The following is a 14946-nucleotide window of genomic DNA, read 5'->3' on the forward strand; positions in this document are numbered from 1 at the left end:
CCGAAGCCGCGCCCGTTCCGAGCACGGCGCCCGGACAGACTGGCAACGTGCACGCTCGATGACCTTACCGTCGTTGCGTCGAGTTTATTCCCGAGCCGCACGCCCGAAGCGTAAAAAAATGCCGGACAGCCCGGTGGCCGGGCCGTCCGCGCCGTTACGGCGTGGTGCTCCAGTAGCCCGGGCTCGCGTAAGCAGCACGCAGGTAGTCGATGAAGTAGCGCACACGCGCCGGCACGTAGCGCTGCTGCGGGTAGACCGCGAGGATGTCGTAGTCCGGCAACGCATATTCGTCGAGCACGGTTTCCAGCTCGCCCGTCTCGAGCTGCGCGGCGATTTCCCAGGTGGAGCGCCAGCCGAGCCCGAGACCTTCGGCCACCCAGCGGTGCAGCAGTTCGCCGTCGTTGCAGTCGAGATTGCCCGCCACGCGCATCGTCGCGATCTTGCCGTGGCGCTGGAAATACCAGCCGCGGTTCTGCCCGCCCTGCAGGTTGAACGCCAGGCAGTTGTGCCTGAGCAGGTCGTCGAGCGACTTCGGCCGGCCGTGCCGGCGGAAATACTCGGGCGTGCCGCACACGACGCGCCGGTTCGATGCGAGCTTCACCGCGACGAAGTTCGGATCGACGGCCCCGCCGATCCGAATCGACAGGTCGTAGCCTTCGCGCACGAGATCGACGACGCGGTCGGTCAGGTTGAACGACAGCTGCATCTCGGGCTTGTCGGCCAGAAAGCCGGGGGCGTGCGGCGCGACGTGCTTGCGCCCGAATGCGGCCGGCGCGGACACGATCAGGTGCCCGCTGACCGCGCGCCGCCCGGCGGCCAGTTCGTTCTCGGCCTGGTCCCACTCGGACAGGAGGCCGCGGCAGCGCTCGAGGAACGCGGCGCCCTCCTCGCTGACCACGAGGCGCCGCGTCGAGCGGTACATCAGCTTCACGCCGAGACGCTTTTCGAGCGCATCGATGCGCCGCCCGAGCACCACCGGCGACACGCCCTCCTCGAGCGCCGCCGCCGCGAGGCTGCCGGCATCGGCCACCCGCACGAACGTCTCGATCTGCTTGAAGCGATCCATCTCCCGCCTCCGTCTCTATGCCGGCACCGGCGGAAAACCCCGCCCGGCCGTCATTCCATACTTTTAGTTTCGAAAAAAGCGACTCCGGCTGATCTTATCAAACCTTTCCTGCATCCCTAAAGTGTCCCCAACAGACCCATTTGCAAGATCCACCCCATTCAAGGAGACATTCATGGCCAAGATGAGAGCCGTCGACGCTGCTGTGCTCGTGCTCGAGAAAGAAGGCATCCAGACCGCGTTCGGCGTGCCGGGCGCAGCGATCAACCCGTTCTACTCGGCCATGCGCAAGTCGGGTGGCATCAGCCACGTACTGGCACGCCACGTCGAAGGCGCGTCGCACATGGCCGAAGGCTTCACGCGTGCGGCCCCGGGCAACATCGGCGTGTGCATCGGCACGTCGGGCCCCGCCGGCACCGACATGATCACCGGCCTCTATTCCGCTTCCGCCGACTCGATTCCGATCCTCGCGATCACCGGCCAGGCACCGCGTGCCCGCCTGTACAAGGAAGACTTCCAGGCCGTCGACATCGAGTCGATCGCGAAGCCCGTCACGAAGTGGGCCGTCACCGTGCGCGAGCCGGCGCTCGTGCCGCGCGTGTTCCAGCAGGCATTCCACCTGATGCGCTCGGGCCGTCCGGGACCGGTGCTGGTCGACCTGCCGATCGACGTGCAGCTCGCCGAAATCGAATTCGACATCGACACGTACGAACCGCTGCCGGTCTACAAGCCCGCGGCCACCCGCGCGCAGATCGAGAAGGCGCTCGCGATGCTCAACGACGCGGACAAGCCGCTGATCGTGTCGGGCGGCGGCGTGCTCAACGCAGCGGCCGAAGACCTGCTCGTCCAGTTCGCCGAAACGATCGGCGTGCCGGTGATCCCGACGCTGATGTCGTGGGGCGCGATTGCCGACGACCACCCGCTGATGGCCGGCATGGTCGGCCTGCAGACGTCGCACCGCTACGGCAACGCCACGCTGCTCGCGTCCGACTTCGTGCTCGGCATCGGCAACCGCTGGGCGAACCGCCACACGGGCAGCGTCGAGGTCTACACGAAGGGCCGCAAGTTCGTGCACGTCGACATCGAGCCGACGCAGATCGGCCGCGTGTTCGGCCCGGATCTCGGCATCGTGTCGGACGCGAAAGCCGCGCTGGAACTGTTCGTCGCCGTCGCGCAGGAATGGAAGGCCGCCGGCAAGCTGAAGGACCGCAGCGCCTGGGTCTCGGAATGCCAGGAACGCAAGCGCACGCTGCAGCGCAAGACGCACTTCGACAACGTGCCGGTCAAGCCGCAGCGCGTGTACGAAGAGATGAACAAGGTGTTCGGCCGCGACACGTGCTACGTCAGCACGATCGGCCTGTCGCAGATCGCCGCCGCGCAGTTCCTGCACGTGTTCAAGGCACGCAACTGGATCAACTGCGGCCAGGCCGGCCCGCTCGGCTGGACGATTCCTGCCGCGCTCGGCGTGCGGGCAGCGGACCCGAGCCGCCCGATCGTCGCGCTGTCCGGCGACTACGACTTCCAGTTCATGATCGAAGAACTGGCCGCCGGCGCGCAATTCAAGCTGCCGTACGTGCACGTCGTCGTGAACAACTCGTACCTCGGGCTGATCCGCCAGGCGCAACGTGCGTTCGATATGGACTACTGCGTGCAGCTCGCATTCGACAACGTGAACGCACCGGAACTGAACGGCTATGGCGTCGACCACGTGGCCGTCGCGGAAGGCCTCGGCTGCAAGGCGCTGCGCGTGTTCAAGCCGGAAGAGATCGAGCCGGCGCTGCGCCAGGCGCAAACGCTCGCGGAAGAGTTCAGCGTGCCGGTGGTCGTGGAAGTGATCCTCGAGCGCGTGACGAACATCTCGATGGGCACCGAAATCGACGCGATCAACGAATTCGAGGATCTCGCCGAAAAGGCCGAGCACGCACCGACCGCTATCTCGATGCTCGACTGAACCGCACGACATTTTTGACTGACCGACCGAAGAGGCTTAGCTCATGCCGAAGTTTGCTGCAAACCTGACCATGCTGTTCAACGAAGTGCCGTTCCTCGACCGCTTCAAGGCGGCCGCCGACGCGGGCTTCGACGCCGTCGAGTTCCTGTTCCCGTATCCGTACGCAAAAGAGGAACTCGCCGAGCGGCTCGAAACGCATCGCCTGCGCCTCGTGCTGCACAACCTCCCCGCCGGCAACTGGGACCAGGGCGAGCGCGGCATCGCATGCCTGCCCGATCGCGTCGGCGAGTTCCAGGAAGGGGTCGGCCGTGCGATCGAGTACGCGAAGGCGCTGAAGGTGCCGCAGCTGAACTGCCTCGTCGGCATCCCGTCGGCCAGCACGGCGCGCGACAAGACGTTCGTCACGATCGTCGACAACCTGCGCTTTGCCGCCGACGCGTTGAAGCGCGAAGGCATCCGTCTGCTCGTCGAGCCGTGCAACAGCTTCGACATCCCGGGCTTCGCGCTGAACCGCTCGTCGGAAGGGCTCGACGTGATCCGCGCGGTCGGCTCGGACAACCTGTTCCTGCAGTACGACATCTATCACATGCAGCGCATGGAAGGCGAACTGGCCGCGACGATCGAACGCAACCTCGCATCGATCGGCCACGTCCAGCTCGCGGACAACCCGGGCCGCAACGAGCCGGGCACGGGCGAGATCAACTACGCGTTCCTGTTCGCGCTGCTCGACCGGCTCGGCTATGCCGGCTACGTCGGCTGCGAGTACAAGCCCCGCACCACCACGACGGAAGGCCTCGGCTGGCTGCACAGCGTCGCCGGCTGCGCACCGGGCTCGGCGCGTCGCGCCGCCTGAGATCCGCCCTTTCCGTTTTCAGCCCTATAGGAGACTTTCACATGGCAACCATCGGTTTCATCGGCCTCGGCATCATGGGCGCGCACATGGCGCGCAACCTGCTCAAGGGCGACCATCAGCTCGTCGTGAACGGCGCGTTCCCGATCCCGGACGACCTGCGCACGAGCGCGAAGGTCGTCGCGAACTCGACCGAAGTCGCGAAGAACGCGGACATCATCATCTCGATGGTGCCGGATACGCCGGACGTGCGTAACGTGCTGTTCGCCGACGACGGCGTCGCGAAGGGCCTGACGGCCGGCAAGCTCGTGATCGACATGAGCTCGATCTCGCCGCTCGACACGCAGGAATTCGCGAAGCAGATCAACGCACTCGGCTGCGACTACCTCGACGCGCCGGTGTCCGGCGGCGAAGTCGGCGCACGCGAAGCGACGCTGACGATCATGGTCGGCGGCCCGGAGGCGGCGTTCGAGCGCGCCAGGCCGCTGTTCGAGAAGATGGGCAAGAACATCACGCTCGTCGGCGACAACGGCGCGGGGCAGACCTGCAAGGTCGCGAACCAGATCATCGTCGCGCTGAACATCGAGGCGGTGGGCGAAGCGCTGCTGTTCGCCGCACGTTCGGGCGCCGATCCGGAGCGTGTGCGCCAGGCGCTGATGGGCGGCTTCGCCGCGTCGCGCATCCTCGAAGTGCACGGCGCGCGGATGACGAAGCGCACGTTCGATCCGGGCTTCCGCATCGAGCTGCACCAGAAGGACCTGAACCTCGCGCTCGACGGCGCACGCAAGCTCGGCCTCGCGCTGCCGCACACGGCCAGCGCGCAGCAGCTGTTCAGCGTGTGTGCATCGCACGGCGGCAAGGCATGGGATCACTCGGCACTCGTGCGTGCGCTCGAGATCATGTCGAACTTCGAGATCGGCCAGACGCCGGCCGCGTAACACGGCTGCAACGATGCGCGTTTGCGCTGCGATGGCGGACGCGCGCGACAGACACACGTGACCGGCACGGCCGGTCGCATCGATGCGCGACACGCTCGCGCGTCACGGTGGGGCGCCCCGCCCTGCACTGCCGACGGCATGCGGGACGGGGCGAAAAGCGCCGCTCTGGGCTGAGAGCGGCGTGGTGGGGTCCGCAGCGGCACCCGGCGACGCCGGGGAAGCCTTGGTCGGTCAGACGTCGTCGTCGGGTGTCCGCCTGTCGGATTTCGCGTATTACATTTCTTTACGTTCAAGCGTGCGATTTTTCATGCAATCGTCGTCATGAACGCCTACACTTTCGCCACGCCTTTCGAGAAAATCGCCGCGCTTGCGTTCACCTCCGGTGACCGCGCCCAGCGCGGTGTTTTTTTCGCCACTTCACGGCGCGTTTTCTTTTCAACCACCTAAGGAGTGCAACGATGGGTCTTCTTTCGTTTATCAAAGAGGCGGGCGAAAAACTGCTGGGTCATGCCGATGCGCAAGCCGCGGAAGATCCGAATGCCGCAAACCAGACCGCGGCCGATGCCATCAAGAACTACATCAACACGCAGGGTCTCGATACGTCGAACCTGACCGTGGCGTTCGACGGCGCATCGCGCACCGTGACGCTGTCGGGCAGCGTCGCCGACCTCGACACGAAGGCCAAGGTCAAGGTCGCGGCCGGCAACGTGCAAGGCGTCGCGGGCGTCAACGACGACGATCTGCAGCCGGACGATCCGGAAGTGCGGTACCACGACGTGAAGCCGGGCGACACGCTGTCGGCGATCGCCAAGGAAGTCTACGGCGACGCGAACAAGTACCCGGTGATCTTCGAGGCGAACAAGCCGATGCTGTCTAGCCCGGACCGGATCTACCCGGGCCAGAAGCTCGTGATTCCGCCGCAGTCCTGAGCATTTTTGCCGGACTGACGGACAAAGAAAGGCAGGCCTATGGCCTGCCTTTTTTCATGGCGACGCGCGCGTCGATCAGCCGGTCACAGCGTATCGAACGCGCGCTGCAGCGCATCGCGGCCGTGAATGCCGTTCGCGAGCGCGAGCATCAGCAGCACGCGCGCCTTGAACGGGTTCAGCGACCCTGCGCTCACGAAGCCGAGCGCATCGTCGCTCGCGGCGCCGTTGCGCATCACGTGCCCCGACCCGACGCGCGACGCGCGAACCACCGCGACGCCCGCCTTCACCGCATCGGCCAGCGCCGCCTGCAGCGTCGCATGGATCGAGCCGTTGCCCGTACCCGCGACGACGAGACCGCGCACGCCGGCCGCGACGAGCGCGTCGACGGCCGTGCGCGTCACGCCCGCGTAGCTCGCGACGACTTCGACAGGCGGCCACGCGGCGGCGATCGCCAGTGGCGTGTCGCGCGAACGCGTGACGCGGCGGGCGAATTCGACCCGGCCATCCTGCACCCAGCCGAGCGCGCCGAGCTCCGGCGACTGGAATGCATCGACCGCATAGGTGCTCGTCTTCACGACGTCGCGCGCGCCGTGGATCCGGTTGTTGAATGCGACCAGCACGCCCTGCCCGCGCGCGGACGGATGCGCGGCCACCGTCACCGCATTCAGCAGGTTCAGCGGGCCGTCCGACGACAGCGCGGTTGCCGGCCGCATCGCGGCCGTCAGCACGACCGGCTTGTCGCCGTTGACGACCAGGTGCAGTGCGTACGCGGTTTCCTCGAGCGTGTCGGTGCCGTGGGTGATCACGATGCCGTCGACCGCCGGGTCGGCCATCAGCGCGTCGATCCGCGCGGCGAGCGCATTCCACAGCGGCAGCGCGAGATCCTTGCTGTCGATGCTGGCGATCTGCTCGGCGTCGACTCGCGCGACGGACGCGAGCGCCGGCACCGCGTCGACCAGGAAATTGACGCCGAGCGCGCCGGCCTGGTAGCCGGCCGTGCTGGCCGCGTCGGGCGCGGCACCGGCGATCGTGCCGCCGGTGGCGAGCACGGCGATGCGCGGCAGGGCCGCCGCGGACGAAGGGGATGCGGAATTCGAAGTATTCATGGCCGCGATTGTAAAGGCTTGCGGCCAGGTTCCGGCGTGGCGGCCGACGCCGGCCGCCGCGCATCATGGTTTGTCCCGATCGTTCGGCAACACGTGCCGTCAACGGCCGTGGTGTCCGCAACGTTATAGAAAGTGCCGTTTTGGTGTTTTCACATTGATTTGCCATAATCGGAGCGCGCTGTGCGATGCGACCCTATCCTCATTGCACGGTGCTTCGTGACGGCGTCGATAACACGCAATTCACCCCATGGGAGTGTCGAAATGAAAATCCAATCGCTCGTAGCCGCAGTGCTTCTCGGCGGCATGCTGGCTTCCCCCGCGTTCGCGGCGAACAGCCAGCAGGACAAGATGAAGGCCTGTAACACCCAGGCAGCCGGCAAGACGGGCGACGAACGCAAGGCGTTCATGAAGGACTGCCTGTCGGCGAAGCCCGCGAAGGCGATGTCGCAGCAGGAAAAGATGAAGGCATGCAACACGCAGGCCACCGGCAAGAAAGGCGACGACCGCAAGGCGTTCATGAAGAGCTGCCTGAGCAGCCAGCCGGCCGCCTGAGTTCCGGCGCTCCCGTATCGAATGCCGCGCACCGCTTCGGCGGGCGCGGCATTTTTGTTTTCGTTGCACGCGCATCGACGCGCCCCGCCCGCGCGCCTCTTCCGCGCTTTTGTGACGGCTCCTGCCCCGCTTCCCCGGCTCGCCGTGCCGGCGCCGCCACATGGTGCGGCAATTCGCCGCGTTTTCTTCTATGATGGCTGCAACGCGGCCCATCCAAGTACAAGAAGCGCCATCGGGCCGCCCTCGAGACAGACGCGCACACGCGTCAAACGGAGGCATGGATGGCATGGAGACAACACCGCTGGTTCCGCCGCTGGCTGATCGTGATCGTATTCTGGGCCGTGCCCGTCGCGATCGTCGCCGTGCGCGAGATCCGCGAGGAGATGGCGTACAACAAGGCGGACCTGCAACTCGCGCTGACCACCTGGCAGCTCACCGATGCGCAGCAGGCCGCCGGCGCCGCCGCGAAGTGCCACGGGGATCCTGACGAGGCGCGCACGGCCGGCTGCCCTGCCGACGTGCTCGCCGCCAATGCGCCGCGCCAGCAGGCGGCCCGCGACGAATACGTGGTGCGCCGCAATACGCTCGCCGGCTATCTGTGGCACGCGTTCGTCGGCTATTGGGTCGTGCCGGCCGCGTTCCTGTTCGCCTGCGGCGTCGTGATCGCGCTGATCCGCCGCGCGCTGCGCCGTCCCCCGATCAAGCCGCCTGTTCCACCCGTCACGCACTGATGCGCGGCAGGCGCCGACATCCGATCGACCACCGTGTTTGCCGCACGCCGACCCGAGGTCGGCGCGGGGGTGCCGGTTCGTCCGTTGGCGCGCCGCGACATCCCCGCGCGATTTGACGCTTTTTCACGTCGCAATGAAAAGAGGCTGTAATCCGCTGTGATATAACTGCCGACGTGATCCGCTCCCTGAGCGAGACTCACTCCGAACATCATCCGATGGAGAAGAACGATGCAAAAACGGAATCTTGTGCTGAAAGCCGCCGCTGCGCTCATCGTCGGTAGCCTTGCGCTCACCGGTTGCACCACCACCCCGGACAAGCCGGACAATGCCGCAACGAGCGCGTCGAAGCGCCAGGCAATCGACTCGAGCGTCGACGCCACGCTGTCGCGCATGTACTCCACGGTCAAGGGTTCGCGCGAACTCGTCGCGAAGTCGCGCGGCGTGCTCGTCTTCCCGGACGTCATCCAGGCCGGCTTCATCGTCGGCGGCCAGTCCGGCAACGGCGCACTGCGCGTCGGCGGCAGCACGGTCGGCTACTACAACACGTCGTCGCTGTCGGTCGGCCTGCAGGCCGGTGCGCAGTCGAAGGCAATCGTGTTCCTGTTCATGACGCAGGAAGCGCTCGACGAATTCCGCGGCTCGGACGGCTGGGCAGCCGGCGCCGGCGCATCGGTCGCGCTCGTGAAGATGGGCGCGAACGGCGCGGTCGACTCCAACACCGCCACCGCGCCGGTCCAGGTCGTCGTGCTGACGAACGCAGGCCTGATGGGTGACGTGTCGATCAACGGCACGAAGGTCACGAAGCTGAAGATCTGACGCTCGCGCACCGCCCGTGCGCACCGCGCGCGGGCCATGCACAAACGGCGATGTCCTTGCGGGCATCGCCGTTTTTTCATCCGCGCGCGTCGTGCGCGTCGCGTGTCAGGTCGTCGAGTCGATCACCTTGAAGCGCGAGCGCTTCTGCGCGCGGATCACCGACTGGTAGACGTCGACGTACTGCTGCGCCATGCGGCGCGACGTGAAGCGTTCCTCGAAGCGCTGCCGCACGCGCGCACGCGGCAGCAGGTGCAGCCGGTTCACGGCGGCCACCGCGCTGATTTCGTCCTCGACGATGAAACCCGACACGCCCTCGTCCACCACTTCCGGCACCGCGCCGCGGTTGAACGCGATCACCGGCGTGCCGCACGACATCGCCTCGATCATCACCAGACCGAACGGCTCCGGCCAGTCGATCGGGAACAGCAGCGCATGCGCGCCCGACAGGAATTCGGCCTTCTGGTGATCGGCGATCTCGCCGACGAATTCGACGTGCGGCAACGCGAAGAGCGGCTTGATCTCGCGCTCGAAGTATTCCTCGTCGGCCGCGTCGATCTTCGCGGCGATCTTGATCGGCAGCCCGCACTGGCGGGCGATGCGGATCGCCGTGTCGACGCGCTTCTCCGGCGAAATGCGGCCGAGGAACGCGAGATAGCGCGGCTCGACGGGCTGCGGCATGTACAGCGTATCGGGCAGCCCGTGGTAGACCGTCGTCAGCCATTTCGCCTGCGGCAACGGCTGGCGCTGCGCGTTCGAGATCGAGATCACCGGCGCCGTGTTGAACGTGTCGAACACCGGCTGCTGCTCGGGCAGGTCGAGCCGGCCGTGCAGCGTCGTCACGTAGGGCGTTTCCTGCCGGTTGAAAACCGAGAACGAGTAGTAGTCCATGTGGAAATGGAGCACGTCGAAGTCCTTCGCGCGGCGCGCGACCGTCTCCATCAGCAGCATGTGCGGCGCGACCCGGTCGCGGATCGACGAATCGAGCCGCAGCGCGCGCGGCCAGACCGGCTCGAGCTTCGCCCGCGTCGTCGAATCGCCGCTCGCGAACAGCGTCACGTCATGGCCAAGCTCGACGAGCGCCTCGGTGATGTAGGACACGACACGCTCCGTGCCGCCGTACAGCTTCGGCGGCACCGATTCGGTCAGCGGCGCGATCTGGGCAATTCTCATGGTCCACGTCTCCTGTGTCCTGTCCGTTGCGGCACGGCCGGCGGGCCTTCGGGCCTTCGGGCTTTCACGCCCCGCCCCCCATGCAGCGCCGGCCGGATATCCCTTCATTATTCGCGATCCCGCCGCGCGGAACCGCCCGTCTTTCATTTTATGGGTGTTGTTACAGGCCGGATACATTCCGCCTGTCGGGCCGATCCGGCCCCCTATGCGCCGATCGCGCCCAAACGCTTGCCCCCGCCTTGCCCGTCAGCGCGACGGCCACTTCCACGGCGGCAGGTCGCGCGTATCGGCATCGACGAGCCCGGTCGCGCCGAGCTGCTTGTCGAGCACCAGCGATTCGCAGCCGGCCTCGCGCTCGAGCGTCGCGATGAGCCGTGCGGCGTGCGACACGACGAGCACCTGCGAACGCTGCGCCGCCTGCGCGATCAGGCGGCCGAGCGCCGGCAGCAGATCGGGGTGCAGGCTCGTCTCCGGTTCGTTCAGCACCATCAGCGCCGGCGGCCGCGGGGTCAGCAGCGCGGCCGCGAGCAGCAGGTAGCGCAGCGTGCCGTCCGACAGCTCGGCCGCCGCGAGCGGCCGCAGCAGCCCCGGCTGGCGCATCAGCACGTCGAAGCGGCCACGGCCGCCCGGATTGTCGATCTCGACCGACGCGCCGGGAAACGCGTCGTCGAGCGCCGCATCGAGTGCCGCGCCGTCGCCGATCTCGCGGATCGTCTGCAACGCGGCGGCCAGGTCGGCGCCGTCGTCCGCGAGCACCGGCGTATGGGTGCCGATGTGCGACTGTCGCGCCGGCGCCTGCGCATCGGTCCGGAAGTGATCGTAGAAGCGCCACGAGCGGATCCGTTCGCGCACCGCGATCATCTCGGGTGCGCCGGTCGGATCGGCGAACTCGGTCATCATGCTGTCGAAGCTCGCCACCGGCTGCGGAATCGTCTGCCAGTCGCCCGAGGCGGTGCGCGCGCGGATCTGCGCGCCCTGACGGTCGACCAGCAGCGTCGACGGGCGCAACATCGCGCCGCCCCAGATGCACTCGCGCTTCACCACCGGATCGAGCGAGAACTGCGTCGCGTCGTTCTTCACCGGCATGCCGAGATCGATCGCATAGCCGAAATCGTCGCAGGCGAAGCCGAGCTTCAGGCTCACGGGCCCCTTGCGCACCGTGCCGGTAACCGGTGCGTCGCCGTCCAGCATCGCCCGCGAAAAGCGCTCGGGGCCGGCCCACAACGTCGACGGCAACCCGCCTTCGCGGGCAAGCGACGGAATCACGCGCCCCTGCGCGGTATCGGCGAGCAGCCGCAGTGCGCGGTACACGCTCGACTTGCCGCTGCCGTTCGGCCCCGTGACGACGTTGAGCGCCGCGAGCGGCACGATCAGCTCGCGCAGCGAGCGGTAATTGGCGATGGCGAGCGTGTTCAGCGCGGTCATGACGATGGACGGTGAGCATGCGGGCCGCTGTCAGCGGCCTTCGGCGGTCTGCGGGTCGGCCGCGGTATTGGCCGCCGTACTGGCGGCAGGCGAGCGCGCGTGCGGCCGTTCGGGATTCGGCGCATCCGGCGCGGCATCGTGCGGATACAGTTCCATCCGGCTGCGCGGCAGGCATTGCGGATAGCGGTCCTGCAGGTAGGCGATCAACCCTTCGCGCACGCGGCAGCGCAGATCCCAGCACGACGATGAATCGGCCGCGCTGACGAGCGCGCGCAACTGCATCGTGCGCTCCGTCGCGTCGGTCACCTGCAGCACCTGCACGCGGCCGTCCCACTCCGGTGCCGCGTGGACGAGCCGCGCGAGCTCCTCGCGCAGCGGCGCGAGCGGCGTGCGGTAATCGACCGACAGATAGACCGTGCCGATGATTTCCGAGCTGCTGCGCGTCCAGTTCGTGAACGGATTCTCGATGATCCACTGCAGCGGCACGACGAGGCGCCGCTGGTCCCACAGCCGCACCGACACGAACGACCCGGTGATTTCCTCGATGCGCCCCCACTCGCCCTGGATCACGACCACGTCGTCGAGCCGGATCGGCTGCGTGAGTGCAATCTGCAGCCCCGCGATCAGGTTGCCGAGCACCGGCCGGGCGGCAATACCGGCGACCAGGCCCGCGACACCGGCCGACGCCAGCAGGCTCGCGCCGACCTGGCGCACGTTCGGGAACGTCATCAGCGCAGCGCCGGTGCCGATGATCACGATCAGCACCATCACGGTCCGCACGAGTACCTTGGCCTGCGTATGGATGCGCCGGGCCTGCAGGTTGTCGGCCGTATCGATCGGATGGGCCTGGATGATGGCGTCGCCGACGCCGGCCGCAAGCCGCACCAGCAGCCACGTGAGCGAAACGATGGAGCCGACCGCCGCCGCCGTGCGCATGCCGCGCACGAACGACATGCCGTCGTCGGCCTGGACCCACAGGAATTCGAGCGCCAGCAGCGCGAGCACGACGAGCGACGGCCTGTCGATGTAGCGCAGGATCGCACTCATCAACGGATACGGCTGCGCGATGCGCTTGACGATGCGTGCGCCGAGACGGTGCACGACCGTGACGACCAGCAAGACGATGACGGACACGGCCAGCGTGCCGAGCCATGAATGCAGCGGCGCATCGGTGATGCGCCGCAGTTCCTCGATTGAAATCATCGGCGCCCTTGGGTAATGAGGCGCGCACGCCTCGTCCTGGATGCGTCGGCGACGCCCGGGCCGCGCGCGGGCCCGGACACGGCGTCAGGTCAGCTGCCGCTCCTGCAGGGAAACGCCTTGCCGAGACCGAGCGACACCGCGGTGCTCGCGTTGTAGTCGGCCAGCTTCGGATTTTCCGCGATGTACTTGCGCACCGCATCGGTCATCTGCTGCGCCCGGATGTCGGGCGGCAGGCAGAAATACTGGCCGACCCGCGGCCCCGTCGTGCCGCCGATCGCATCGATGGTGTTGTAGACGCCGTCGGCGGCGCCTTCGATGTAGGCCGCGCACGACGCCCGCGACTTGACGTCCGTCTTCGCGCACAGCCGGTCGAGATCAGCGCCCGTGAACGCCGCTGCCGACAACGGCACGGCAAACACCGCGGCACAAAACATTGCGCGCAACATGGGGTTCCTTATGTCAATGCGGCCCGAGACCGCCTGCTACCTTGGCCGGCGCGGCGCCGGGACGCCCTGCTCCGGCCGGAATCCGGCCGGGCGGGCACCGTCTGCCGCACCGAAAACCGTCATTTTGCACTCTTTTGCGCCTCTGCCGGCGTCGATGCCCCGATGCGGGTCGTCCGCTTGCTCAGGATCTCGATCGCGTCCGGCGCGTTGTAGTGCTTCGCGAATTCGAGCGCGGTGATGCCGAGCTGGTTCTTCACCTGCGGGTCGGCGCCCTGGTCGAGCAGCAGCGTGACCGTCGACGGATGGTTGCCGCGTGCGGCCATCATCAGCGGCGTCGTGCCGTTCGGCGATGCGGTATCGATGTACGCATCGTGGTCGAGCAGCAGCTTCACCACTTCATCCTGGCCATTGGTGGCCGCGTAGTGCAGCGGCGCCCAGCCCTTCTTGCTGACTTCCGCGCCCTTGTCGATCAGCAGCTTCGCGAGGCCGACGTCGCCGTTCAGCGACGCGAGCATCAGCGCGGTTTCGCCGGCCTTGTCTTCCTTCTCGAGGTCGACGTTCGGCGTCGTGGCGAGCGCCGCCGCAACCTTGTCGGACTTCTCGCGCGCGGCGATCACGATCAGCGGGTCGCCGTTCGGCGCGATCGTGTTCGGGTCGAGCTTGCCGCTCTTGAGCTGCTTGCCGATGTCGGCGATGTCGTCGAACTTGACGGCCTTGACGATCGCATCGAGCGATTCGGCATGCGCGCCGGCTGCCGCGAACAGGCCGCTCGCGACGAGCGCGGCGGCAACGAGTGCGCGTTTCGGCAGATGGTTGGTCGGCTTCGTCATTGTTGTGGGCTCCTTCCCTGGGTTGTCGGCTGCGCGCCCGTCGTTAGCGGGCGATCTTGAACAGCCGGAAAAAGTTCTGCGTCGTCGCATCGGCGAGCGCCTCGACGGCGATCCCGCGCTCGGATGCGATAAAGCGTCCGACATGGCTGACGTACGCAGGTTCATTCGGCTTGCCGCGATACGGCACCGGCGCGAGGTACGGCGAGTCGGTCTCGATCAGCAGCCGGTCGAGCGGCACGCGCCGCGCGACGTCCTGCACGTCGGTCGCGTTCTTGAATGTGACGATGCCCGACAGCGAGATATGGAAGTTCTGCGCGAGCGCCTGCTCGGCCACCGGCCACGGCTCGGTGAAGCAGTGCATCACGCCGCCCGGCACGTCCGCACGCTCCTCGGCCATGATCCGCAACGTGTCTTCCGACGACGAGCGCGTGTGGACGATCAGCGGCTTCATCGTCGCGGTCGCCGCGCGGATATGCGTGCGAAAGCGTTCGCGCTGCCATTCCATGTCGTCGATCGAGCGGCCTTCGAGACGGTAGTAGTCGAGGCCCGTTTCGCCGATCGCGACGACCTTCGGGTGCGCGGCCAGCTCGACGAGCTCCGCGAGCGTCGGCTCGTGCATGTCCTCGTGATCGGGATGCACGCCGACCGACGCATAGACGTTGTCGTGCGCGTCCGCGATCGCCAGGACCTCCGGCAGCGTCTCGAAGTCGACCGACACGCACAGCGCGTGCGTGACGTCGTGCTCGCGCATGTTCTCGAGAACGGCCGGCAGGCGGCCGGCCAGGCCCTTGAAATTGATATGGCAGTGAGAGTCGACGAACATCGTGTTTCCTAATACGTAAGGCGGGCGCTCATGCGCGCACCGGCATGCGGCAACGGGCGGCGTTCGCGGGCCGGACGGCCACGGTCGCGTCGCGGTGTAGGCCGGTCATCGTT

At 67.2% G+C, this 14946-nt stretch carries 16 protein-coding genes; 8 read left to right on the forward strand and 8 right to left on the reverse strand.

The annotated features are described in order from the left end of the window. Positions 1-154: 154 nt before the first annotated feature. Complete coding sequence (locus tag CFB41_RS09895; protein WP_089456352.1) at positions 155-1066, reverse strand: substrate binding domain-containing protein; 912 nt, start codon at positions 1064-1066, stop codon at positions 155-157. A gap of 172 nt (positions 1067-1238) precedes the next feature. Here CFB41_RS09895 and gcl point away from each other — a divergent pair, with 172 nt between their 5' ends. From gcl to lysM, 5 genes are all read left to right on the forward strand, one after another. Beyond that, positions 1239-3014, forward strand: coding sequence for a glyoxylate carboligase (gene gcl, locus CFB41_RS09900; protein ID WP_089440270.1), 1776 nt, complete (start codon positions 1239-1241; stop codon positions 3012-3014). 43 nt (positions 3015-3057) lie between these two features. Then, a complete protein-coding gene (gene hyi / locus CFB41_RS09905) occupies positions 3058-3867 on the forward strand; it encodes a hydroxypyruvate isomerase (RefSeq protein ID WP_021162122.1) in 810 nt (269 codons plus the stop codon). Positions 3868-3908: 41 nt separating this feature from the next. Beyond that, complete coding sequence (locus tag CFB41_RS09910) at positions 3909-4802, forward strand: 2-hydroxy-3-oxopropionate reductase (protein ID WP_089456353.1); 894 nt, start codon at positions 3909-3911, stop codon at positions 4800-4802. 321 nt (positions 4803-5123) lie between these two features. After that, positions 5124-5249: a hypothetical protein gene (locus CFB41_RS38565; protein WP_256940921.1), complete on the forward strand. Its 126-nt coding sequence runs from the start codon at positions 5124-5126 to the stop codon at positions 5247-5249. An 11-nt stretch (positions 5250-5260) separates the two neighbouring features. After that, a complete protein-coding gene (lysM, locus tag CFB41_RS09920; RefSeq protein WP_089456354.1) occupies positions 5261-5731 on the forward strand; it encodes a peptidoglycan-binding protein LysM in 471 nt (156 codons plus the stop codon). Positions 5732-5814: 83 nt separating this feature from the next. Here the strand turns inward: lysM and CFB41_RS09925 are convergent, their stop codons facing one another. Beyond that, positions 5815-6837 carry an asparaginase gene (locus CFB41_RS09925; RefSeq protein ID WP_179249994.1) on the reverse strand — a complete coding sequence of 341 codons (1023 nt, stop codon included), beginning with the start codon at positions 6835-6837 and terminating at the stop codon, positions 5815-5817. Positions 6838-7098: 261 nt separating this feature from the next. On the opposite strand from CFB41_RS09925, the gene CFB41_RS09930 reads away from it, so the two are divergent. The 3 genes from CFB41_RS09930 (at position 7099) to CFB41_RS09940 (ending at position 8936) form a co-directional block, all read left to right on the forward strand. Continuing rightward, positions 7099-7389 carry a PsiF family protein gene (locus CFB41_RS09930; RefSeq protein WP_043188161.1) on the forward strand — a complete coding sequence of 97 codons (291 nt, stop codon included), beginning with the start codon at positions 7099-7101 and terminating at the stop codon, positions 7387-7389. A gap of 281 nt (positions 7390-7670) precedes the next feature. Continuing rightward, entirely contained in the window at positions 7671-8120 is a 450-nt protein-coding gene (locus CFB41_RS09935) for a hypothetical protein (RefSeq protein ID WP_179249996.1), read from the forward strand. Positions 8121-8348: 228 nt separating this feature from the next. Further along, on the forward strand, positions 8349-8936 hold the full coding sequence (locus CFB41_RS09940; protein ID WP_089456356.1) for a YSC84-related protein: 588 nt from the start codon (positions 8349-8351) through the stop codon (positions 8934-8936). Positions 8937-9041: 105 nt separating this feature from the next. Here CFB41_RS09940 and CFB41_RS09945 read toward each other — a convergent pair whose 3' ends face one another. The 6 genes from CFB41_RS09945 to CFB41_RS09970 form a co-directional block, all read right to left on the reverse strand. Further along, entirely contained in the window at positions 9042-10106 is a 1065-nt protein-coding gene (locus tag CFB41_RS09945) for a glycosyltransferase family 4 protein (protein ID WP_089456357.1), read from the reverse strand. Positions 10107-10352: 246 nt separating this feature from the next. After that, entirely contained in the window at positions 10353-11531 is a 1179-nt protein-coding gene (locus CFB41_RS09950) for an AAA family ATPase (protein ID WP_089440274.1), read from the reverse strand. 30 nt (positions 11532-11561) lie between these two features. Next, positions 11562-12734, reverse strand: a complete 1173-nt coding sequence (locus tag CFB41_RS09955; protein WP_089456358.1) for a mechanosensitive ion channel family protein — start codon at positions 12732-12734, stop codon at positions 11562-11564. An 89-nt stretch (positions 12735-12823) separates the two neighbouring features. Next, complete coding sequence (locus CFB41_RS09960; protein WP_089440276.1) at positions 12824-13180, reverse strand: Rap1a/Tai family immunity protein; 357 nt, start codon at positions 13178-13180, stop codon at positions 12824-12826. 119 nt (positions 13181-13299) lie between these two features. Further along, the gene (locus CFB41_RS09965; protein WP_089440277.1) at positions 13300-14010 is read right to left on the reverse strand and encodes an ankyrin repeat domain-containing protein; all 711 of its coding nucleotides are present in this window, start codon (positions 14008-14010) and stop codon (positions 13300-13302) included. Between the two features lie 43 nt (positions 14011-14053). After that, entirely contained in the window at positions 14054-14833 is a 780-nt protein-coding gene (locus CFB41_RS09970; protein WP_089456359.1) for a TatD family hydrolase, read from the reverse strand. Between the last annotated feature and the right edge of the window lie 113 nt (positions 14834-14946).

Origin of the sequence: Burkholderia sp. AU33803 (assembly GCF_002223095.1) — a bacterium.
Classification (GTDB): Bacteria; Pseudomonadota; Gammaproteobacteria; order Burkholderiales; family Burkholderiaceae; genus Burkholderia.